19 protein-coding genes are annotated in these 22938 nt (G+C 70.6%); 12 read left to right on the top strand and 7 right to left on the bottom strand.

The features are described 5' to 3' along the window. Positions 1-267: 267 nt before the first annotated feature. Entirely contained in the window at positions 268-1158 is an 891-nt protein-coding gene (locus ACTIGN_RS26195) for a DUF1559 family PulG-like putative transporter (RefSeq protein ID WP_439629421.1), read from the top strand. Positions 1159-1195: 37 nt separating this feature from the next. On the opposite strand, the gene ACTIGN_RS26190 is transcribed toward ACTIGN_RS26195, so the two are convergent. The 4 genes from ACTIGN_RS26190 to ACTIGN_RS26175 are packed head-to-tail and all read right to left on the bottom strand — an operon-like array spanning position 1196 to position 4485. Continuing rightward, entirely contained in the window at positions 1196-1573 is a 378-nt protein-coding gene (locus tag ACTIGN_RS26190) for a cupin domain-containing protein (protein ID WP_439629420.1), read from the bottom strand. A gap of 29 nt (positions 1574-1602) precedes the next feature. Then, on the bottom strand, positions 1603-1803 hold the full coding sequence (locus ACTIGN_RS26185; protein WP_439629418.1) for a DUF542 domain-containing protein: 201 nt from the start codon (positions 1801-1803) through the stop codon (positions 1603-1605). Then, on the bottom strand, positions 1800-4028 hold the full coding sequence (locus ACTIGN_RS26180) for a nitric-oxide reductase large subunit (protein WP_439629416.1): 2229 nt from the start codon (positions 4026-4028) through the stop codon (positions 1800-1802). Before ACTIGN_RS26180 ends, ACTIGN_RS26185 begins: the two co-directional genes overlap by 4 nt. 13 nt (positions 4029-4041) lie before the next feature. After that, positions 4042-4485: a MerR family transcriptional regulator gene (locus ACTIGN_RS26175; protein ID WP_439629414.1), complete on the bottom strand. Its 444-nt coding sequence runs from the start codon at positions 4483-4485 to the stop codon at positions 4042-4044. 66 nt (positions 4486-4551) lie between these two features. Here ACTIGN_RS26175 and ACTIGN_RS26170 point away from each other — a divergent pair, with 66 nt between their 5' ends. Continuing rightward, complete coding sequence (locus tag ACTIGN_RS26170; RefSeq protein WP_439629412.1) at positions 4552-4881, top strand: TfoX/Sxy family protein; 330 nt, start codon at positions 4552-4554, stop codon at positions 4879-4881. A 271-nt stretch (positions 4882-5152) separates the two neighbouring features. On the opposite strand, the gene ACTIGN_RS26165 is transcribed toward ACTIGN_RS26170, so the two are convergent. Both ACTIGN_RS26165 and ACTIGN_RS26160 read right to left on the bottom strand, forming a co-directional pair. Then, complete coding sequence (locus ACTIGN_RS26165) at positions 5153-7465, bottom strand: DUF1549 domain-containing protein (protein WP_439629410.1); 2313 nt, start codon at positions 7463-7465, stop codon at positions 5153-5155. A gap of 21 nt (positions 7466-7486) precedes the next feature. After that, on the bottom strand, positions 7487-8782 hold the full coding sequence (locus ACTIGN_RS26160) for a DUF1501 domain-containing protein (protein ID WP_439629408.1): 1296 nt from the start codon (positions 8780-8782) through the stop codon (positions 7487-7489). Positions 8783-9309: 527 nt separating this feature from the next. Between ACTIGN_RS26160 and ACTIGN_RS26155 the strand changes: the two genes are divergently transcribed. The 9 genes from ACTIGN_RS26155 to ACTIGN_RS26115 all read left to right on the top strand — a co-directional run bounded on the left by ACTIGN_RS26155 (position 9310) and on the right by ACTIGN_RS26115 (position 19993). Next, entirely contained in the window at positions 9310-9456 is a 147-nt protein-coding gene (locus ACTIGN_RS26155; RefSeq protein WP_439629406.1) for a hypothetical protein, read from the top strand. 84 nt (positions 9457-9540) lie between these two features. After that, the gene (locus ACTIGN_RS26150) at positions 9541-10059 is read left to right on the top strand and encodes a sigma-70 family RNA polymerase sigma factor (RefSeq protein WP_439629404.1); all 519 of its coding nucleotides are present in this window, start codon (positions 9541-9543) and stop codon (positions 10057-10059) included. Positions 10060-10062: 3 nt separating this feature from the next. Then, positions 10063-11403 (top strand): hypothetical protein, encoded by a 1341-nt coding sequence (locus ACTIGN_RS26145; RefSeq protein ID WP_439629402.1) that lies wholly within the window; start codon positions 10063-10065, stop codon positions 11401-11403. A 320-nt stretch (positions 11404-11723) separates the two neighbouring features. Then, on the top strand, positions 11724-13682 hold the full coding sequence (locus tag ACTIGN_RS26140) for an ATP-binding protein (RefSeq protein ID WP_439629400.1): 1959 nt from the start codon (positions 11724-11726) through the stop codon (positions 13680-13682). Between the two features lie 123 nt (positions 13683-13805). Beyond that, positions 13806-14462 (top strand): response regulator, encoded by a 657-nt coding sequence (locus tag ACTIGN_RS26135; RefSeq protein ID WP_439629398.1) that lies wholly within the window; start codon positions 13806-13808, stop codon positions 14460-14462. Positions 14463-14543: 81 nt separating this feature from the next. After that, positions 14544-14921 (top strand): carboxypeptidase-like regulatory domain-containing protein, encoded by a 378-nt coding sequence (locus ACTIGN_RS26130; RefSeq protein WP_439629396.1) that lies wholly within the window; start codon positions 14544-14546, stop codon positions 14919-14921. A gap of 39 nt (positions 14922-14960) precedes the next feature. Continuing rightward, a complete protein-coding gene (locus ACTIGN_RS26125) occupies positions 14961-16004 on the top strand; it encodes a DUF1559 domain-containing protein (protein ID WP_439629395.1) in 1044 nt (347 codons plus the stop codon). A 32-nt stretch (positions 16005-16036) separates the two neighbouring features. Then, positions 16037-18706, top strand: a complete 2670-nt coding sequence (locus tag ACTIGN_RS26120) for a DUF1592 domain-containing protein (RefSeq protein WP_439629393.1) — start codon at positions 16037-16039, stop codon at positions 18704-18706. Positions 18707-18724: 18 nt separating this feature from the next. Beyond that, positions 18725-19993 carry a DUF1552 domain-containing protein gene (locus tag ACTIGN_RS26115; RefSeq protein ID WP_439629391.1) on the top strand — a complete coding sequence of 423 codons (1269 nt, stop codon included), beginning with the start codon at positions 18725-18727 and terminating at the stop codon, positions 19991-19993. Between the two features lie 286 nt (positions 19994-20279). Here ACTIGN_RS26115 and ACTIGN_RS26110 read toward each other — a convergent pair whose 3' ends face one another. After that, positions 20280-20519, bottom strand: coding sequence for a transposase (locus tag ACTIGN_RS26110; protein WP_439629389.1), 240 nt, complete (start codon positions 20517-20519; stop codon positions 20280-20282). 28 nt (positions 20520-20547) lie between these two features. On the opposite strand from ACTIGN_RS26110, the gene ACTIGN_RS26105 reads away from it, so the two are divergent. Further along, positions 20548-22545, top strand: coding sequence for a prolyl oligopeptidase family serine peptidase (locus tag ACTIGN_RS26105; RefSeq protein ID WP_439629387.1), 1998 nt, complete (start codon positions 20548-20550; stop codon positions 22543-22545). Positions 22546-22938: the final 393 nt, after the last annotated feature.

Here is a 22938-nt window from a genome sequence, read left to right as displayed (position 1 = left end):
GCGAGGGGGTGCGCCTCACCCCCTCGCTGGCGCTCAGGGTTCGCCGGGCCAGCGGACCAAATCCACAGGTACACCCCGTCTGGTCAACCGCCCCGGCGTGCGGTTCCGGTTTCGATCCCCACGGGATTCGAGTTGAACCGCTGGGAGATTCGGGCATAATTACACAGGTGTGATGGTTGCCGCCCGCGCGAACCGGTTCGAATCAACCGCGAGGTCCGGTACTCCACACGACCTGCTCAATCGCCCCACGTCCGCCCGAGGTGTCTCATGTCCCTCTCCCGTGCCTGCCGCGGTGCGTTCACGCTCATCGAATTGCTCGTCGTGATTGCCATCATCGCGATCCTCATCGGGTTGCTCCTCCCCGCCGTCCAGAAGGTCCGCGAGGCCGCCGCCCGCACGAAGTGCCAGAACAACCTGAAGCAAATCGCTCTCGCCACGCACTCGCACCACGACGCGCGGGGCTACTTCCCGACCGGCGGGAACCGGTGGGCGGATCCGCTCACGCTCGTCGGCGGCGCGCCCGCGGCCCCGCCGGCGCAGCAACTCGGCTGGGCGTTCCAGATCCTGCCGCACCTCGAGCAGGAGAACGTCTACCGCATCACCAACGACACCACCCTGAAGGCCCAGGTGATTTCCGGGTACTTCTGCCCGAGCCGCCGCGCCCCGACCACCATCACAACGGGCCACGGCACCCGCGGAGTCATCGACTACTGCGCCGTCACCGGCCCCGGGGGCGAGTACCACGGCAGCGGCCCGTACTACGGTGTGATCGTGCGAAACTACCTCGGCGAGCAGGGGCCGGGCGTCGCGCTCACCGGTCTGTGCCGCATGGACATGGTCTCCGACGGCACCTCGAACACGATGGTGTTCGCCGAGAAGCGGCTGAACCCGACCCAGTACGCGACCGGTTCGAGCTACGACGACACCGGGTACGCGGTCGGGTGGGACAACGACAACGTCTGCCTGACGAGCTACCCGTTCGACCGCGACGGCACCTCTGCGAACCAGCACCAGATCGGGTCGGCGCACATCTCGGGGGTCACGGCCGCGTTCGCCGACGGGTCCGTCCGCGGGGTCAAGTACGGCACCACGACCGCGGTCCTCAACGCCCTGGGCGACCGCCGCGACGGCCAGGTCATCGACCCGAACGGGTTCTGATGCCACGTCGCGTGGGTTCGAGTTCCACGTTGCGGACCTACGCGGAGGGACTTCCCGGGAGGACCGTAGCGGGCTCCCGGTGGGCCGATGTCCCCAGCACGACCGTCAGCAGCAGGGATGCGTCTTCAAGGCACCGGACCGAGTGCGGTTCCCCGGCTGGCAGGTACAGCATTTGGCCCGCCGCGAGGTCGTGCGTCCGGCCGAGGGCGGTGAAGGCGATCTTCCCTTCGAGGCACTGCACGGTGATCTCGCCACGGGCCTTGTGTTCGGCCAGCGCCTTGCCCGCGGCCATCACGAGGCGGATGACCTCGACCTTCTCGGTCTTGAGCAGCGTGCCGGTGCTGGCCGTCGCCAGGGCCGGTCCCAGGGGGCGAACGTCAATGACCTCGCCGGGCCGCGCGTGAGCAACTGCCATCCTTCGCCTCCTTCAAAGAACCGCACCCGTCAGGGGTGCTTCTCGTCTTCAATGCAGCGGAGCAGCTTCGCCAGGACCGCCTCGGCGGCCAGTCCCTGCTCCCGACACGCGTACCCCAGCGACTTTCCCCCGCAGCAGTAGTCGATGCCCAACTGCTGAAACACCGCCAGGGTCTCGGGGTGTTCGATGACCCAATCGGGGACGGACGTGTCGAGGTCGCACGAGGTCATGGCGCGTCTGCCTTGCGGAACGAGTGGCCCGTCTTGAGCCCGGCCACGAAGACGACCAGGGCGACCGCCCCCAGGAAGAACACCGTGTCGCCCGGCACCCGCATCCAGCGGAGCCACTGCATCGTGGGCGTCTGCAGGAACTCCGAACTGCGGGCGTACCAGTACCCGTGATCGACCGAGGCCCACGTCTGCATCAGGCCCACGGGGAGCAGGCTCAGGACGCACATCATCATCAGGCCGCCGTTGAGCGACCAGAACGAGAACCGGAGCACCCCGTCCTTCCACTCCCGGCCCGGAATCAGCGCCCGCAGGCACACCAGCATCAGCCCAATGCCGAGCATCCCGTACACCCCGAACAGGGCGGCGTGGCCGTGCAGCGGCGTCGTGTTCAACCCCTGCATGTAGTACAGGGCGACGGGCGGGTTGATCATGAACCCGAACAGCCCCGCCCCGATCATGTTCCAGAAGGCGACGGCCACGAAGAAGTAGATCGGCCACTTGTACTGCTTCACCCACGGCGTCAGCCGGGACCGCCGCAGGTCTTCCATAGCGTCGAACCCCAGCAGCACCAGCGGCACGACCTCCAGGGCGCTGAACACCGACCCCCACGCCAGGGCGACCGTGGGCGTCCCCGAGAAGTACAGGTGGTGGCAGGTGCCGATGATCCCGCCCGACAGGAAGATGGTGGCCGACAGCAGCGCCGCCGCCGCCGCCACGCCGGGGCGGACGAGGCCCAGTCGCATGAAGAAGAAGGCGATGACCGTGGTGGCGAAGACCTCGAAGAAGCCCTCCACCCACAGGTGGACGACCCACCACCGCCAGTACTCGACCATCGACAGGTGCGTGTGGTGGCCCCAGGTCAGGCCGGCCCCGTAGAACAGGGCGATGGCGGCGCTCGCCACGGCCAGTAGCGCCACCAGTTGCTTCTGCTCGCCCGGCTTCCGCAGCGCCGGGAGCAGCGCCCGGACCATCAGGAAGAACCACAGCAGCAGGCCCACGAAGAGGCCGATCTGCCACACCCGCCCGAGGTCGACGTACTCGTACCCCTGGTGGCCGAAGTAGAACGACGCCGTGTCCGACATCGTGTTGTGGACGCTCAACAACTCCCCGGTGAGCGACCCGACGACCACCACCAATAGTGCCACGAACAGGACGTTCACGCCGAGCCGCTGTCCCCTGGGTTCGTGTTCGCTGACCAGCGGGCCGATGAACAGCCCCGCCGCCAGCCACGCCGTCGCAATCCAGAACAGCCCCATCTGGATGTGCCACGTCCGGGTCACACTGTACGGCAGCCAGTCGGCCAGCGGGATGCCGTAGAACCCGTTCCCCTCGACGCCGTAGTGGGCCGTCACCACGCCGAGCAACATCTGCACCAGGATCAGGGCCGACACGACCCAAAAGTACTTGACGGTCGCTTGCTGCGACGGCGTAGCGACCCACCGGCCCAGCGGGTCGGTTTCCGGCAGGGGCTTCACTTCCTCCTCGCTCCGGCGGGCGGCGTACCACCACACCATCGCCGAGATGCCCGCCAACAGCACGATGATGCTCACCCCGGTCCACACCACCGTATCGCCCGTGGGCCGGTTGCCGACCAGTGGCTCGTAGGGCCAGTTGTTCGTGAACGTGGCCCCTTCGCTGGGCCGGTTCGTGCTCGCCGCCCATGCGGTCCAGAAGAAGAAGGCCGACAGTTTCTTCAAGCGGTCGGGGTCGGTCACCGCCCCCCTGGGGATGGCGTACTCGGACTTGCCGTTGGCGAACACGTCGCTGTAGTGCTTGAGATTCGCCTGAAAGGCTTCCGCACGGACGGGTGCGACGGTGACGGTCCCGGTGGCGGGGTCGTAGGTGTTCGTCCGCATGACCTTCGCCAACCGGCCCTGGAGTTGCGCCTGCCGCTCGCCGTCCAGCGTGGCGTATTCGGTTCCGAACTCGGCCTTCGCCCAGCGGTCGAGGATGAAGGTGGCCTCCCGGTGCAGCCAGTCGGCGGTCCAGTCGGGGGCGACGTAGCTGCCGTGGCCCCAAATCGAGCCGACTTCCATGCCGCCGAGGGCTTGCCAGACGTTCTGGCCCGCCTGAACCTCGCCCTCGGCAATCAGGACCGTGCCGTCGGTCGTGACGACCCGGGCGGGCAGCGGCGGCATCTCCTGGTGGATGCGGGTGCCGATCCACCCCAGCACGAGGAACGACAGGACCATGACCAGGGTGAAGGCGATCCAGAGTCGTTTCATGCCGTCCTCTCGGTCATTCCGCCGCCCGCTTCCGGGTCTTGTGGACCAGCGGGCAGTTGTCGGTCGAACCCTTCGCCCGGCAGCGCTCCACGACCCTGCCGAGCGCCCGCTTCATCCGCCGCAGGGCGTGGATTTTCGCCTCGATGTCGACGATCTTGGCCTCGGCCCGGCCGCGAACGTGTTCGCAGTCGGTGGCGGCGGTCGACAACTCCAGCAGGTCCCGAATCTCGGCGAGGGTGAAGCCGAGTTCCTTGGCCCGCCGGATGTAGTCCAGCCGCTCGACCGTGGACCCGTCGTACTGCCGGTAGCCGGACGGCCGGCGCTGCGGCACCGGCAGCAGCCCCTCCCGCTCGTAGAAGCGGATCGTCTCGATCCCGGTCCCGGAGAGCCGGGCGACCTCGCCGATCTTCATGGCCTTCATCGAGTACGCCCCCGCAGCGAGCGACGGTAGCCCCATCTTACAGCCTGGAGTATACTACAGAGTCAAGAGACGTCCCGGGGCACCGGGCGAACGGGGTTGCCGATGGCCTACGACGAGTCCCTCGCCGCCCGCATCCGGGACGCCCTGGCCCGCACGAGGGGCGTCGAAGAACGGACGCTGTTCGGCTGCTTCTGCTTCTTCCTCGACGGCAACGTGCTGGCGGGGGTCTGGAAGGACCGGCTCATCGCCCGCCTCGGCCCCGACGATGGGGAGGCGGCGCTCCGGGAGCCGCACGTCCGGGCGTTCGACATCACCGGCAGGCCGATGCGGAACTGGGTGGCGGTCGAGCCGGAGGGCGTCGAGGACGACGACCAGTTGAAGGCGTGGGTCGAGCGGGCGGCGACGTTCGTGCGGACGCTGCCGAGAAAGTGAGAGAGGCGGAAGTCGAGCGGAGCCAGCCGTACTGGCCAGCCCGCACGTCACCGGTGCGAGCGGGCCGCCGTCCGCGTGAGCTCGTGCATCGCTCAAGGTTTCGGTGCCCGAGTAGCCCGCCGCGACCGGGACGTCGGCCGCGCCCGCGAAGCGCACCCAAGAAGCCGAGCATGCCCGCCGAGCGCGGGTCCGCCGTGGGCACCTCATCTGCCGCCGGTGCGCGTGCGCACGGGGGGCACACATTGTGATCGCCACGGCGGACGCCCGCCGGCTACTGCACGAACACGAACTGTTTGGTGTTCAGGAGCGCGTGGGCCAGGTCGGCGACGGTCAGGCCGCGGGCCGCGGCAGCCCCCCACGCGGCCCGCTCACCGGCCGTCGGCCTCCGCGACAGCACCGCGAGGAACACCGCGTCGCCCCGGGCCTCCGGGGTGCCGGCGCGGTTGACGAACGCCATCAGCGGCGAGTACCGCGACAGCACGCCCCGGTCCGTCATCAGGTCGCTGTTCAGGAGCAGGAGCGCCTGGGGGATCGTCGCCGTGCGGTTCGAGTTCTCCACGAAGTCGCGGTCGCTCTGCCCCATCGTCCGCAGGAAGTGGCCGCGCGGGGCCGGGCTCTCCAGTTCCGACGCGCGGACCCACTCGCCCCGGCCCCGCTCGCAGTACGCGACGAACCCGACCCGGTCGGCCCCGGTGAACCCGAGCTTTGCGGCGAGGCTCCCGAGCCGATCCCGCTCGGCCTTCGCCTCGGCGTCCTTCTCCGCCTGGGTCTTCGGGGCCGGGCCGTACCCCGGGACGTGCATCCGCCGCCAAGTCTCGCTCGTCAGGACGCGGGCGTTCGGGTGGACCTGGTACGTCGGGTCGGGGACGGGTGCGGCGTCGGGGCCGCCCTTCTTCTTCGCGAGGTTGTCGAGCAGCGGCATGATGAACCCGCGGGCCAGCGCCTCGCCGCGCTGCCGCGAGATGTCGCCCTCCTGGTGGGCGAGGTCGCGGAACTTCTCCGTCTCGCCGTTCCGCTTCGCGACCACCATCGCCTCGCGGATCGCCAGCTCGCGCTTCGCCAGTTCCCGCTCCCGGACCAGCCGGGCGGCCGCCATCTCCAGCAGCTTCTCGCCGTCGAACTCCAGGTACGCCTCGAACGCCATCTTCGAGACGTTGACCCGCCGCTCGTCGCGGGCCTCGCGGTCGCGGTCGCGGGCGTCCGGGTCGTGGCTCGCCAGGGCGACGACCGAGTCCCAAACCTGCTCGGCCGACATCCGCCGCAGCACCGGCCCGGTGAAGTGGTACACGCCGCCCCGGGCGAACTCGTCGCGGCCCGCGGCCGACTGGTACGCCCTCGTGTTGGCGACGGCGGCGAGGAAGAACTTCATGTCGTAGCCGCTCGCGACCATGAGCCGCTCGAGGCGCGCCTCCACCTCGGGGACCATCGCCTTCGTGTCGTCGCGGAGGTCGTCGAACGCCTCGGTCAGCGGGACGCCGAACAGCTCCCGCCACAGGCGGTTCACGACCACGCGGGTGAACCGCGGGTTCTTCGGCGACGCCACCCAGTCGGCGAACGCCGCGGCCGGGTCCTGCCCCGGGGCGACCTCGGCCGCCGCCCCCATCGGCGTCGCGGGCTTCATCGCCTCGAACGGCTTGCCGTCCTTCTCCTTGAAGTCGTGCGGGAGCTTGAGCACCCGGCCCGCGTCGCGGTCGAGACCCACCGGGCTGAACAGTTGCCCGACGCACCCCTTGATGACCCCCGCGATGCCCCGGGTCTCGATCGCGTCGAGCCGGGTCCTCTTCTTCTCGGCCGCGGCCGCCCCGCCGTCCGCGGCCCCGGCCTTCTCCTTGAGGAAGTCGGCCTGGATCGCCTGCTCCCGCGCCCGGATGGCCGCCCGCGCCACGGCGAACGGCTCGTTCACCGACCTGGTGCCGTAGGTGTACGCGGCCAGGTGGTAGAACTCGGTCTGCTTCCACTTGTCGAACGGGTGGTCGTGGCACTGGGCGCACTCGATGCGGGTGCCGAGGAAGATCCGGGACGTGATCGCCATGTTGTCCAGCGGCATGTCCGGGTCGCGGTGGTAGTACCCGACCGCGGCGTTGTCCCAGGCGTACCCCTTCGCCCCGAGCATGTCGCGGACGAACCGGTCGTACGGCTTGTTCGCGCGCAGGCTCTCGCGGATGTACGTCCCGTACACGGCCTCGATCACGTTCGCCTGGTTGACCGACCGCGACTTGTACCGCAGCACGTCGGCCCACAGGTGGAAGAACCGGGCGGCGTAGCTCTCGCGGGCGAGGAGGTCGTCGATCAGGGCGGCCCGCTTGTCCGGGGGCGCGGCGCGGAGGAACGCGGTCGCCTCGTCGCCGGTCGGGACGCGGCCCGCGAGGTCGAGGTAGACGCGGCGGACGAACACCTCGTCGGAAATCGGCTCGTTCCGGGCGACCCCGTTCGCCTTCCAGTGGGCTTCGAGGAGCGCGTCGATCTCGGCGGCGGCCGCGCGGGCGGACCGGGCCGGAAGGGCGGCCTCGGCGGCCGGTGCGGGGGCGGCCGCGGCCGCGAGGAGGAGCAGGCAGGCGGTCACACCGCCGGGAATCGTCTTCATGGCAGCCTCGGGGTGTGGGGGTCAGGAGAACAGCTTCACGGCCGGCTTGCCCTTGTCGGCGACCTTGAACGGCCGCCGGGTCGGGGACATGACGACCTCGTCGAGCGGCAGCCCGAGGGCGTGCTCGATGGTCGCGTTGAAGTCGGGGATAGTCAGCGCGTCGTCGGCGACCTCCTCGCCCGTCGCGTCGGTGCGGCCGTACGCGGCCCCGGGGGCGACCCCGCCGCCGAACAGCGCCGCCGAGAACGCCTTGGGGTAGTGGTCGCGGCCGAGGCTCGTGTTGATCTTCGGGGTCCGCCCGAACTCCGTCGCCACGACGACGAGCGTGTCCCTCAGCATCCCGCGGTCGTGGAGGTCGCCGACGAGGCTCGCGAGACCGCCGTCGAGTTGCCGGCTCAGGTCCGGGGTGGCGACGAAGTTCCCGGCGTGCGTGTCCCACCCGTGCAGACTCACCTCGACGAACCGGACGCCGCGCTCCACCAGCCGTCGGGCGAGCAGGCACCCCTGGCCGAACGGCTCCTTCCCGTAGGCGTCGCGGGTCGCCGCCGCCTCCTGCGTAAGGTCGAACGCCGCGACGTCCTTGCACGCCATCATCTTCACCGCGCCGTCGTACGCCCCGGCGTGGGCCGCGACCCCGCTCTGCTTCGGGAACTCCTTCACGAACTCGGCGTCGAGGTCGGCCGCCAGCCGCAGCCGCTCCCGGAGGCCGTCGGCCGTGAGGCCCTTCTGGCGCTCGATGTCCCGGAGGCCGTTGGCGGGGTTGTTCACGAACAGCGGGCCGTGCGCGGGCGGCAGGAACCCCGCGCCGGGGTGGCGGCTCGCGTTGCCGACGTACACCATCGCCGGGAGCGCCGGGTTGCCCGCCCCCTGGAAGTGGCTCAGCCACGCCCCCATCGCCGGGTGGCTGATCGTGCCGCGGAGCTGGTAGCTGGTGTGCATGAAGTAGTTGCCCTGCTCGTGCGCCCCCTGGGTGGAGGTGAGCGAGCGGACGACCGCTCCGCGGTGCATGACCTTCGCCGTGCGGGGCAGGTACTCGCCGAGCTGGACGCCCTCGGCGCTGGTGCGGATGGTCTTCGTCGGGCCGGCGACGTCCCCGGTCTTCGGGTCCCACGTGTCGACGTGGCTCATCCCGCCGTCCATGTACAGGTAGATCACGTTCTTGGCGCGCCGGGCCGGGGCGCCGGGCCGCGCGGCGGGGGCCGGTTCGGCGGCGGTCAGGGCACCGGGGAGCAGGCCGACGCCCAGGAAGGAGTGGGCGGCGCGGGCGAGGAGCCGACGACGGGTCAGGTCGTCGGCCCGGCGGAGCAGGTCGGGCATGGTCGCGGACTCCGGTGGGGAGGTGGGGCGGGGTAGGGGGTGCGATGCCGGCTTCTTGAATTGGTCACCGGGCGGGCGGACCTGCCGCGACGTTGCCATTTTTCACGCGGGGCGGAATGTAACGGCCGGCGGGGAACGCGGCGGATCGTCCCCCCGTGCGACCAGAATGTGTGGACACCCGCGGCGCTCATCCGCCGCCCACAGGAGTTCTCCATGCGAACCGCGTTGCCCCTCGTGCTCGTTGCCGCCGCCGGAGTCATTCACGCCCGGGCCGAGAAGCCCGACCCGGAACCGAAGCTGGACGGGAGCTGGGCGGTCGTGAAGGCCGCGGAGGGGGGCGTGCCCCTGGTCGGCGGCGGCACCCACCTCACCCTCGTGACCTTCGATCAGGACGGCGGGTACCGGCTGGTCTTCCGCAAGGTGAGTGTCACGGCGATGGGCGTGACGGACGCGGGGGGGTACGAGGAGGTGGGGAAGTTCCGGGTGAGCGGGCGGGAGTTGGATCTGCTCGACAAAGGGGGAAGACCGTGTCGCGGAAGGGGATCTTCAAGTTCGACAAGGGCGAACTCGTCGTGGCCCTCGGCCCCGACCGGCCGAAGTCGTTCGACCCGCCCAGGCTCGACGCCGAGGGGCGCGACGTGTGGGTGCTGACCCTTCGGCCGGCAAAGAAGTGACCGGCGGGGCGAGATTTCCCGGCAGGTGCGGTCGCGTCGTAACCATGTAGAGGTGCGGCCCCGCGCCGCGGCCCGGAGGCGCCCGTGGACGACGACGGCTCCCGACGGTTCGTGATGTTGTTCGCGCGGCACGAGCGCGACCTGTACCGGTACGTCCTCACGCTCCTGCCGTCCCCGGCCGATGCCGAGGACGTGGTCCAGGAGGCGGCCGCGGCGCTGTGGCAGAACTTCGGGGGCTTCGACCCCGGCCGCCCGTTCCTCCCGTGGGCGTGCCGGTTCGCGTACCACCAGGTGCTGAACTTCCGCCGCCGGCAGAGGACGCACCGCCGCCTCTTCTCGGACGCGGTGGTCGAGGCGCTGGCGGTCGAGTGGCCGGCGGACTCCGAGGGGGCCGACGCCCGGCGCGAGGCCCTCGACGGGTGCCTCGGGAAGCTCCCCCCGGGGGACCGCGACCTCGTCCGCCTCCGGTACGCCGCCGAGGACGACGTCACGGCGCTGGCCGGGCGGACCGGGCAGACCGCGAACGCCCTTTACAAGTCGCTCCAGCGCATCCGCAAGAGCCTGATGGATTGCGTAACACGCACCCTGGCAGAGGAGCGATAACTGATGGCCGAGGTGGACCCGCTCCCGCACGACCTGGCCGCGCTGTTTTCGGAAGTGGTCGAGGGCACCATCACCGACGAGCGGTTCGCGGAGCTGAACGCCCGCCTCGAAGTCGATCCCGAGGCCCGACGACTGTACGCGCGGTACATCGAACTGCACGCCTCGCTGGAACGCCGCTGGGCGGAGGCCCCGACTCCGGCGGCCGTTCCCCGAACTGCCCGCCGGGGCTGGCAACGGGCGATCGCAGGGGTCGCCGCGCTGGCGGCCACTGTGGCCCTGGTGATGTTGCTCCGCCCGCCCCCCGGCCCCGGTCCTGACACCTCGGCCGAGACGGCGCCCGCTCCGTACGCGACCCTGGTGGCCGCCCACGGAGCGGTCTGGGCCGACCCGAACGTGGACCTCGCCCTGTCCGCCGGACAGCTCCCGGGGGTCGCGCTCAAACTCGACGCCGGGACCGCCGAGTTCCTCCTCGCCGACGGGGCGACCGTCGTCGCCCGCGGGCCTGCGGCCGTGCGGTTCCCGGCCCGCGGCCGGGTGGCCGTGGACCTCGGCCGGGTGTTCTGCCGGTGCCCGACGCCCGCGTCGCGGGTGGTGGTCGAGACGCCCGCCGGCGAGGTGATCGACCTGGGGACCGAGTTCGCCGTCGAGACCCGGCCGGACCGGACCGCCCGCGTCGCCGTGGTCAGTGGCGAGGTGCGGGTCGGGTCGGCCTCCGGGCCGTCGCTGCGGAAGGGCCAGTCCGCCGAGGTCCGGGCCGACGGGCAACTGGTCGTTCGCGCGCTGACGGCGGCCGAGTTGGCCGATCTCGGCGGGGCCGGCCCTTCGGCCGAGGCCCCTGGTCCGGCCGGGGAGAACCGGCTGAGCGACCCGGGGTTCGACCGCGGCCTGGCCGCCGACACCTGGGGCGGGACCGAGGGCCACCTGGCCCCCGACACGGGGGGCCGGGCCGGTCCCGGGCTCCGCGTGTCCGCCCGCGGGTTCGCCACCTTTCCACTCTGCCGGCAGTGGGTCCGGACCGGCGACCTCGGCGGCAAGTTGGTGGTGGCCTCGGTCTGGGCCGCCACCCCGGCCGACGACCCCATCTCGCCCGGACAGTTCGCCGGGCTGAAGGTGGTGTTCCTGGACGCCCGCGACCGCGAGTTCGGGTTCGTCAAGCAGCACCTGCTCACGGGCCGCCCCGTCCCCGGCCGGTTCGAGCACGCCCGACTGGCGGCCGTCGTCCCGCCCGGCACCGCCGCCGTCTCCGTGCAACTGATCCTTTACGCCGCCCGCCGCCCCACGGGGGCGGTGGTGTTTGACGACGCTGCGCTGACGGTCGCCGACGTGCCCCCCCCCGCCCCCTGACGCCGGCCGGTCACCCGCCCGGAGAACCCATGATCCCCGAGAGGGCCGACGTCAGCCCCGTGTGGAAGACCAACCCGTACCGCAGCGGGGTGAAGCTCGCGGACGTCCGGCCCTGACCCGCCGACCCGTACCCCTCCCGGGACCGCCGCTCGGCCGGCTGTGGGCCCCCTTGGGGGCCGGCCCTCCGGGACGGGCGCGCCGGACCGCAGGGCGTTCGCACAACCTTCTCTCGTGACGCCCTGTCGAATGCGGGCGGTCCGGATAGGTTGCCAGGGTTCGCCTTCACACCCAAGGGACAGCCCATGTCCGGTGCCCTTCGGATGGGACTCGTTCTCGGTTGCGGCCTGCTCCACCCGGCGACCGGCCTGTCGGCGGGGTGGATCGACTCGATGGCCCGGGTCGTCAGTCCGGAGTTTCGGGTCCTCGACGACCGCCGCGCCGAACTCAATCGCGAGCCGACGGGCTTGCGGTTAACCGCGGGGAGCCCGAATTCCCTCGGCTACCACAGTGGCGTCGCGGGGTCGGCGAGCCAGTGGCGCTGGGTCGAGGTCGACCTCGGCGGCCCGTGGCCGGTCGACACCGTCATCGTGTTCCCGGCCGCCTCTCCGCCGCTCTACCCGAACCCGGGCTTCTTCTTCCCCAGGCGCTTCCGGGTCGAACTGTCCGCCCTCGGGGACTGGTCGGAACCGGTCACGATCGCCGACCACACGGCCGCCGATTACCCGTTCCCGGTCGACCGGCCCGTCGTGCTGCCCGCCCGTGGGGTGATCGCCCGAAAGGTTCGGTTCACCGCGACCCAACTCGTCGAGCAGGACGGCTGGCACTGCCTGTCCCTTGCGGAACTCGTCGTCGTGTCCGGGAAGCGGAACGTCGCGGCCGTGCGGCCGGTCACGGCGTTCGATTCCTGCGAGACCGGCGATTACTGGGCGGCCCGGGCGCTGGTCGACGGTCAGAGCCCGTTCGGGTTGCCGCTCGGCACGAACCGGACCGGCTCGTTCGGGTACTCCTGTCGCCCCCGGCGGAGGGCCACGGAGGCGGCGTGGGTCCAGGTCGACCTGGGTGCGGTGAAACCCATCGACGAAGTTCGATTGGTCCCCGCCCGCCCGCCGGACCTGCCCGGGCGCGGGGGCGTCGGGTTCCCGCAACACTACCGGGTCGAGGCGGCGGCGACCCCGGACTTTGCCGACCCCGTGGTGCTCCGGGACGCGACCACGACCCGCGTCCCGAACCCCGGCGACGGGCTCGTCGTGGTTCCCGCCGGCGGGACGGTGAGTGGGCGGTACGTCCGGATCACGGCGACGGAACTCTGGAGGCGGGACCGCGACGACTACATCTTCGCGCTCGCCGAACTTCAGGTTGCCAGCGGCGGGGAGAACGTCGCCCGCGGGGCACCCGTCTCGGCGTCGGATTCGATCGAGGACGGCGGGTGGTCCGCGGCCGCCCTGACCGACGGGTTCGCGAGCGAGTACGAACTGCTCGACTGGCCCGAGTGGGCCGACCGCGTCGCCCGGGGGACCGAACGGGAAGTCCGGGCGAGGGCCGTCGATGCGGCGTGGGAGGCGGCGCGAATCGCGGCCTACGACCGGGTGATCGCCACAGCGGTTGCGGGGTGCGGGGCGATCGCGTTGTTCGCCGTTGGACTCGCCGCTCGTGCCCGGCTCGCCCGCCGGCGGGAGGCCGAGCGGCTCCGGTTCCAGATCGCCCGGGACCTCCACGACGAGGTCGGGAGCAACCTCGGGAGCATCATCCTCCTCGGCCGGTCGGCGTGGCGCGACGACCCGGCCCAGACCCGCGAGGACCTCCAGGAAGTCACGCGGATCGCGGAAGAAACCGCCGCCAGCCTGCGCGACCTGGTCTGGCTGCTGAACCGGCCCGGCGGGGCCAACCGCGACTTCCCTACCCGCCTTCGAGAAGCGGTTGCCGGGCTCACGTCCGGCCTCAAGGTGACCTTCAGTTTGCCCCCGGCTGCCGCCCTCGCGGACCTGCCGCTGACGACCCAGCGGACGCTCCTCCTCGCGTTCAAGGAGATGGTTCACAACGCCGTCCGCCACTCCGGAACGGCCGCGCTCGCGGTCACACTGTGGCGCGCCGATGGGGTCGTGTCGCTGGAAGTCGCCGATCAGGGTCGGGGATTTGACCCGAGCGCATCGACCGAGGGTTCCGGGCTCGCCGGGATCCGGGCACGAGCGGTCGCCGCGGGCGGGCGCGCGGACATCCAGTCCGAACCCGGCCGCGGGACGACGGTGCGGCTCAGCGTACCCGACGGGGGGCGAACGTGACTCCGAATCGCGTGGTTTGGTCTCTGTCCGGTGGGGCAGGCATTCTTGCCTGCTTCCGGGGGCGGCTGGAGGCAGGCAAGAATGCCTGCCCCACCAAGGGCAACTGATCGACCGGAGGCGGCCGTGACTCTTCCCACTGACTCGACGACCGTGTGGATCGTCGAGGACAACCCGGCTTACCGGCGCGCGCTGGCACGGGAACTGAACGCGACCCCGGGCCTCGTGTGTACCGCGGCGTTCGCCACGGCCGAGGAGGCGATCGCGGCGGGCGCCACGGGACCGGTGCCGGAGATCCTGTTGCTCGACATCGGGCTGCCCGGAATGAACGGGCTCGACGCGATTCCGAAGATTCGGACCGTCGCCCCGGCGACCCGCGTCGTGGTGCTGACGGTCTTCGAGGACGACCAGAAGATCGCGAGTGCGGTCCGGGCCGGGGCGAGCGGCTACCTGTTGAAACTGGCCCCGGTGGACGAGATCACCGCCCGCATCCGGGCGGTCCGGGCCGGCGGGGCGACCCTCGACGCGAAGGTCACCGAGCGGGTGCTGGGGATGCTCGCCGCCCCGGGCGCGCCCCCGGCCGCGGTCGACTACGGGCTGACCGACCGCGAACGGGCGGTTCTGGCCCGGCTCGTTCGCGGGTTGTCCAAGAAGCAGGTCGCGGCCGACCTCGGCCTGAGCGAGCACACGGTTCACACGCACATCCGCAGCGTCTACGACAAGCTCGGCGTCCACACCCGGTCCCAGGCGGTCGCAAGGGCCGTGCGCGAGAACCTCGGTTGAATTCGCCTGCCTCGCACGTTCGTGCGATGGCACCCCGCCCCGGCCCGCGGTACAGTCGGTAGTACCCACCGGAGGCCCGTCGTGCCCCCCCTCTCGCGACTCCTGTTCGCAGGCTTGATTCTCTCCGCCCTCGGGTGCGCCCAGGACGTCAACGGCACGGTCACCGGCCGGGTGACGCACAAGGGGAAGCCCGTTGCGAACGCGATCGTGATGTTCGTCCCGCAGTCCGGGGTCGCGGCCGGGGGCGCGACGAACCAGGACGGCACCTACGAGCTCACCTCGAGGGCGCTGGGGGACGGGGCGCGGATCGGCCCCTGCAAGGTGGCGGTGCTCGCCGCGGACCCACTGAACAAGCCGCTCGCGATCCCCGCGAAGTACACGGACCCCGAGCAGAGCGGCCTGGCCGCCGACGTCCGGAGGGGCCCGAACGTGTTCGACTTCGACATTCCCGAGAAGTAACCCGCCGGTGGTCCCGTCCCGCCCGAAAGGTCCCCGCCCATGTGCCGCACCCCCCGACGCGCGTTCACGCTGATCGAACTCCTGGTCGTGATCGCGATCATCGCGATCCTGATCGGGCTGCTCCTCCCCGCGGTCCAGAAGGTGCGGGAGGCTGCCGCCCGGGCGCGGTGCCAGAACAACCTCAAGCAACTCGGGCTCGCGTTGCACAACCACCACGACTCGGTCGGGTACTTCCCGGCCGGGGCCGACGGGAACGCGCCGCTGAAGGTGCCGCCGACGAGCGACGCGAAGGGGCCGGTCTACGACAGTGGGAAGGGGATCGGGATCTCGTGGGCGACCCGCGTGCTGCCCTACGTCGAGTACGAAACCGTGTACCGCAAGCTCGACCCGACCATCGACTCCTACGGGTGGTGGCAGGTGGGCGGGGCGGGGGCCGTCGGCACCGTGATGAACAAGTTCTACCCCAGGACGTACATCTGCCCGTCGAACCCCGTGCCGGTCATCTACCGCGACTTCCTGCTCCAGAACAGCTACGTCGCGATCGCGGGCGCGGACATCGACCCGGGGCGGACGCCCAAGCGAGCGGCAACGTCACCCAACCCGTTCGGCCAGGCCGCGACGAACGGCGTGCTCACGATGAACAGCAGGATCAAGATCACCGAGATCACCGACGGGACCACGAACGTCATGCTCCTCGGCGAGCAGTCCGACTACGCGATCACCCTCTCCCCGGCCCCCGGGTACAAGTCGCCGTGCCGGGCCTGCGGGCACCAGGGGCAGTGGATGGGCACACAGGGGTGGGTCGGCCAGGACGGGGTGAACATCCAGACGCGCACGCTGGCCACGAACACCACGACAATCACCGCCCCACTCGGGACACGCATCTGCCCGGCGGGCGACTCCGACTACGCCGGGATCGAGAACGCCGCGGTCAACACGCCGGTCCGCTCGGCGCACCCCGGTGGGTGCCTGATCGTCTTCGCCGACGGGAGCGTCCGGTTCCTGAACGAGGGACTCGACACGACCCTGTTCAAGTACCTCGCGATCCGCGACTGTGGGCAAGCGAAGGTGCTGCCGAACTGAACCCGACCCGCGCTGCTGTCCGGAGCCCCTCAATGCGGTCTGTGCTTTTCCCGCTCCTCGTGGTCGCCGCGACCGCCCCCGTCGCGGGTGCCGCCGACGCGCCGCCGATTGATGTTCGCGAGTTCGTTGAGACGCACTGCGCCGGGTGCCACAGCGGGGCGAACACCAGCGGCGGCTTCGACGCGACGAAACTCGCCGCCGACCCCCGCGACCCGATCGCCGTGTCCGCCTGGGTGCGGGCGCACGATCGCGTTCGAGCCGGGGAGATGCCGCCGCCGAAGAAGGCGCAACCGGAGAAGGCGGACGTTGAGAAGTTCCTCTCTTCGGTGTCGGAGGGCGTCGTCGCCCGGGAGCGGAAGCGGTACGAGGCGGAGGGCCGGTCCACGGTCCGCCGGCTGAACCGCACCGAGTTCGAGAACACCCTGCGCGACCTGCTCGAACTGCCCTGGCTTCAGGTGAAGGACCTGCTGCCGGAAGACGGCCGCGTGGGCGGGTACACGAAACTGGCCGCGGCCCTCGACGTGTTCCCCATCCTGCTGGCGAAGTACAGCGAGGCCATCGACAAGGCCCTCGAAGCCGCCACCGCGAAGTACGCCGTTCCGCCGGAAGTGGAGCGGCGGACGCTCTACGCGAACCACCAGTACGACTACAAGATCCTGATGAGCGGCGGCGACGCGATCATGCTGACCCCGGACCAGAAGTACGACGAGTCCCGGTTCCCGATGCCGTCGGCGACCAAGGAAGACGGCCCGTACCCGGGCGGGAAGTGGTCGTTCGGCGGGAAGTACAAGGGGCTCGGCGAGGCGGAGAAGGACGGCGCGTTCAAGGAACCGGCCACCGTCGGCATGACCCGGACGTTCGGCGAGTCGTTCGGCGGCCGGTTCAACTTCGCCCCCGTTCACCCCGGCCGCTACCGCGTCGGCGTTTCCGCGTGGTCGTACTGGTGGGACAAGGGCGAGGTCAAACCCGCCCCGCGCACCGGGGCCGTCGGAGTGTACATCGGCAGCCGGGTTGTCGGGTTCTTCGACGCGCCCTCGCTGAAGCCCACGTTCTCGGAAGCGGTCATCGACATCGAGCCGACGCCGCAGAACTTCCTGCGGGCGGCCGGTGCCTCGTTCCTCGACGCACACGTCTACTTCGGGCAGGGGCAGATCAAGGGGTACACCGGCCACGGCGTCGCAATCGACAAGCTCACCATCGAAGGCCCGCTCTACGACGAGTGGCCGCCGCCGAGCCACCGCGTCCTGTTCGGCACGCTGCCGATCGTGCCGCTCGCGAAACTCCCCGCGGATCAGCCGCGGCCGAAGCGGGAACTGCCGCGGCAATCGACCCCGTCGGCCGCGAACGGCCCCGGTCGGCTCGTCCCCGGTACGACGGTGGCCGAGGACGCGCCCGCGGACACTCGGCGCATGCTGGGGCGGTTCCTCCCGCGAGCGTTCCGCCGACCGGTGACACAGGCCGAGATCGAGCGCTACGCGGGCATCGCCGACGCCCGGACCAGGGACGGCGTCTGCTTTGAGGACGCGCTGAAGTCGGCTTACAAGACCGCCCTGCTCAGCCCTGATTTCCTGTTCTTGAACGAACCGACCGGGAAGCTCGACGATTACGCCCTCGCGTCCCGGCTGTCGTACTTCCTGTGGAGTTCCTGCCCCGACGACGCTCTGCTCGCCGCCGCGAAGGCCGGCAAACTCGGCGACCCCGCTGGGCTGAAGGCCGCGACCGACCGCCTCCTCGCCGACCCGAAAGCGGAGCGGTTCCGGCAGGACTTCCTCGACCAGTGGCTCGACCTGCGGGACTTCGACGCGACCAGCCCGGACAAGCAACTCTACCCCGAGTTCCACCCGTACCTCGAAGACGCGATGCGCCGCGAGCCGGCCGAGTTCTTCCGCGAAGTGCTCCATCGCGACATGGCCGCTTCCGAGTTGTTCCGCACGAGCGTGAACGTCGTCAGCCAGCGGCTCGCGGAGCACTACGGCATCGCGGGCGTGTCCGGCACCCGGTTCCGGCGGATCGACGTGGACCAGAGGGCCAACCCGCGCGGCGGGCTGCTGACGATGGCCGCAGTGTGCAAGGTCACCGCGAACGGGACAACGACGAGCCCGGTGAAGCGCGGCGCGTGGGTGATGAAGAAAGTCGTCGGCACTCCGCCGCAGCCGCCGCCGCCCGACGTGCCGGCCGTCGAGCCCGACGTGAAGGGCGCGACGACGATCCGCGAGCAACTCGCGAAGCACCGCGACCACGCCGCGTGTGCCGGCTGCCACGCGCGGTTCGACCCGCCCGGCTTCGCGCTCGAGAGCTACGACGTGATCGGCGGCTTCCGCGGCGAGTACCGCGCGACCGAGGGGAAGAAGTCGCCCGAGTTCGCGAAGCTGTTCCCCGGGTTGCTGGGGCCGGAGGGCAAGTTCGGCGCGCACGCTCACTTCTCGTTCCGGGCCGGCCCGCCCGTTGACCCGACGGGCGAACTCGCGGACGGTAAGAAGTTCGCGGACCTCCGCGAGTACCAGGCGTTGATCCTCGCCGACCCGAAGACCGTGTCGCGGAACCTGGCGAACCAGTTGGTCGCGTACGCCACCGGAGCCCAGGTCGGGTTCGCGGACCGGGACGCCGTCGACGCGATTCTGATTAAGGCCGGTGGCAACAACCCGCGGGTCCGCACGTTGATTTCGGAAGTGATCCAGAGCCCGCTCTTCCTCACGAAGTGACCTCCACCGGAGTTCCCCATGCCCGCACTGTCCCGTCGCGCGTTCCTCCGCGGAGCCGGCGTCGCCGTGTCCCTGCCGATGCTCGACGCGATGCGGCCCGCCTTCGCCGCCGAAAAGCCGGCCGTCCCGCGGCGGATGATCGCGATCCAGACGAACATGGGCATCCTGCCGCAGAACTTCTTCCCCGCCGAAACGGGCACCGACTACGAGCCGACCGCGTACCTCGAACTGCTGAAGGAGTACAGGGACAAGCTCACGGTTTTCAGCGGTGTGTCGCACCCGGACGTGGACGGCGCACACGAGGCCGAGCGGTCGTTCCTGTCGGCGGCCCCGCACCCCGGCGGGGCCGGGTTCCGCAACTCGATCTCGCTCGACCAGTACGCGGCCGAGCAACTCGGGCCGGTGACGCGGTTCCCGTCCTTCGTGCTCGACGTGAACGCCGAGGGGACGCAGGGGATGGTCTTCTCGCGCAGCGGCGTGAAGGTCCCGAGCGAGAAGAGCCCCGCCGCGCTGTACAAGAAGATGTTCGTTCAGGGGAACCCGGCCGAAGTCGAGGCCCGCGTCGCCGACCTGGGCCGCGGCCGCAGCGCGCTCGACTTCGTCTCCGACGACGCGAAGCGGCTCGGCAAGAAGCTCGGCCCCGCGGACAAGGACCGCCTCGACCAGTACTTCTCCGCCGTCCGCGATCTGGAGCGGCAACTCGAACTCGGCCAGGAATGGGAGCGGAAGCCGAAGCCGAAGTCGACCGCCCCGGCCCCGACCGACGTCACCGAGAACAAGAAGCTCATCGACAAGATCCGCCTCATGCTCGACATCGCCCGCCTCGGGTTCGAGTCCGACAGCACGCGCGTGGTGACGCTGTTCGTCAACACCTTCAGCATCGTCGCCGACCTGCCGGGCGTGAAGGACGAGACGCACAGCATCACCCACCACGGCGGCCGAAAGGAAGCGCTCGACCAACTGTTCACCATCGAGGCCGCCCAGTTCAAGGTGCTCGCACAGTTCCTGGGCGGGCTGGCCGGCGTGGCCGAGGGCGGGGAGACGCTGCTCGACCGCACGATGGTGCTGTACGGCACGCCGATGGGGAACGCCGCGAGCCACGACAACCGGAACCTGCCGGTCCTGCTCGCCGGAGGCGGGTTCAAGCACGCCGGGCACCTCAAGTTCGACGCGAAGAAGAACTACCCGCTGCCGAACCTGTACGTGTCGATGCTCCAGCGAATGGGCATCCCCGCCGAGAAGTTCGCGTCGAGCACCGGGACGCTGACCGGGCTGCGGGCCGGGTGACGAACGAGCGGGCCGCGGACCAGGACCTGTCCGGGCGGTCCCGTCCCTGAAGGTCGAGCCGGTGAGGGGTTTCCGAGCCCCGCGGACGACCCGCCCGCCCCGCACGTGCATCTCAACTTCCACAACGTCGGCCCCCCGGAGCCGTCCCGACGGCCCACCTCCGCCATCCGGGCGTCGGCGGCCAGCCGACCGCGGAGGGCGGTCAGGACGTCCCGCGTGGGCGCGGCCGACGGGAGCGGGCGGGCCTCGTCTCCCGCGACTCCTCGCCGGACTCGCTCGTTATTCTCTACGCGGCCAGGAATGAGGCGTTGTCGAACGTCTGGAACTTGAGGGTCCTCAGCGAGGCAAGAGCCTCACGGCGGTCGGTGTGGATGCGATTGAGGCAGTCATCAATCGCTCCCAAGAAGGTCGCGAAGTCAGGGTAGTGCTTTCCTCGCAGCGCCTTCCTCTTGGTGAACTTCCACAGGCGCTCGATCAGGTTCAGGTTCGGCGAGTACGACGGCAGGAACAGCAACTCGATCCCCAACCGCCTTGCTTCCGCCGGAGGGCGTGTGATGTCCCAGTTCGTTCGAGTGACCCCCGCGGCCCTGGTGCTCCTCGCCGGTCTGGGCGCGGTTCCGGCACCCGCCGAACCGCCCGCGGGCCTCTCCGCGGGGGACGCGGGGCTCATCGCCCGCGACCTGAAGAAACTGGACGAGCGGCTCCGCTCCCTGCGGAAGCCGGGGAACGCCGACCTCTACGCCGACGCGGACGTGTTCCGCAAGGGCGTCGAGTGGGCGCTGAAGTACGAGACCAAACTCGAACCGGCGGACGTCGCGCTCGTCAAGAAGGCGCTCGCCCGCTGCGCCGAGCGCGCCGACGCGGTGGCCGCGGGCAAACCCGCCTGGCCCGGCCGGAAGGGGAAGGTCGTCCGCGGGTACGTGTCCGCGGTGGACGGCTCGGTGCAGCCGTTCGGCCTCGTCGTCCCCGCGGGGTACGACCCCACGAAGCCCTCGCGGCTCGACGTGGTGCTCCACGGCAGCACGACGCCGGTCGGCCTGAGCGAACTGCGGTTCATGACCCGCTTCGACGAGGGCGACGCGCCGGCCGGGAACCCGCCGGACGCGAACTTCATCGAACTGCACCCGCTCGGCCGCGTCGAGAACGGCTACCGCTGGGCCGGGGAGACGGACGTGTTCGAGGCGATCGAGGCCGTGTGCCGCAACTACGCGATCGACCGCGACCGGATCGTACTCCGCGGCATGTCGATGGGCGCGTCGGGCACGTGGCACCTGGGCCTCAAGCGCCCGGACGCGTTCGTCGCGCTCGGTCCGTACTGCGGGTACGTCGACACCCACGCGTTCTCCAACACGCCGCTCGCCACCTTCGTGAAGGTCGGGCCGCTCCCGGCGCACCAGGAGAAGGCGCTGCACATGCTCGACTCGGTCGACTACGCCGCGAACGCGGGCGTCGTGCCGGCGGTCGCGTGCGTGGGCGAGAAGGACGTGTTCTTCGGGGCGCACGTGCTGATGGGCCGGGCGATGGAGCGCGAGGGGCTGAAGATGGTCAACCTGATCTCGCCGGGCACCGGGCACGTGGTCGACCCGAAGACGCACGCCGAGCAGATGCGGCGCATCAAGGAGTTCGCCGAGAAGGGCGTGGACCGTTCCCCGAAGCACCTGCGGTTCGTGACGTGGACGCTCAAGTATGCGGACTGCCACTGGCTGCGCGTGTTGGGCCTCGGCGAGCACTACGCACGGGCGGAACTGGAGGCGTCGGTCGCGGACGACGGCTCCGTGGCGGTGAAGGAGCCGAAGAACGTGACCCGCTTCGCGCTCCTCCCGCCGGTGCTGCAAGGCGCGAACCCGAAGCTGCGCGTCGGCGGAACGGACGTCGCGCTGCCGTCGAGGGGAGTGAACGCGCCGCCTGCGCGACAGGTGATCGGCAAGAAGGACGGGACGTGGGCGTACCTCGGCACGCTCGACGCGACGACCCTCGGCGGCAAGCGGCCCGGCGTGCAGGGGCCGATCGACGACGCCTTCACGACGCCGTTCCTGTGCGTCCGCGGGACCGGCAGGGCGTGGAACCCGGCGGTGCAGGCGTGGGCCGACGCGAGCCTGAAGCGGTTCGCCCACGAGTGGCACCGCTATTTCCGGGGCGAGTTGCCGGTGAAGGACGACACCGCCGTCACCGACGATGACGTGAAGAAGTACAATCTGATCCTCTTCGGCGACCCCGGCAGCAACGCGCTGATCGCCCGCGTGCTGCCGAAGCTGCCGCTGACGTGGACCGAGAAAGAACTCGCGTTCGGCCGGGACAAGTACGCCGCAGCCGATCACGCCCCGCTGCTGATTCAGCCGAACCCGCTCGCCGCCGGGCGGTACGTCGTCATCAACAGCGGGCACACGTTCCGCGAGAAGGAACTCGCGTCGCTGAACTATCTGCTGTTCCCGCGGCTGGGCGACTGGGCCGTGCTCAAGGTCGGTGCGAGGGCCCCGGCGAACCCGTCCGACGCGCTCGACGAGGAGGTGATCCGGGCCGGACTCTTCGGCGAGCGCTGGCTCCTGCCGTGACCCGAACGGGCCGAACCGAGCACACTTCCCGGATCGAGCCCCACGTTACCGCTCTGCGCGCTCGCCAGAACCGTGAGTCCTGGCCAGCCGTCCCGTTCGACGCGAAGGCCCGCGGCCTACAGGAGACGATCGCCGACCACGACAAGTCGCGTTTACCTTCCACTGGCCCACATCCGCAAAGAAGCGGGGCATCGCAGCCGAGCCCGAGTCGGTCCGCTGACTGCTCTCCCGCAAGGACGTCATCGTCTCGTGAGATCGGGGGTCATCGACCCCGTGGGGTTTCCGGTCCGGGACACGACGACCCCAGCGGCCGCGTCCGGCCCTTCCTCCGCTGGAGCGACAGCCGCGACCCGGGCCGAGAGGTGACCGCTGTGCCCATTCGACGTCCGTGTG

Origin of the sequence: Gemmata sp. (assembly GCF_051859125.1) — a bacterium.
Classification (GTDB): Bacteria; Planctomycetota; Planctomycetia; order Gemmatales; family Gemmataceae; genus Gemmata.
Note: the sequence above shows the minus strand (reverse complement) of the source record. Positions and strands in the feature narration are given on the sequence as shown.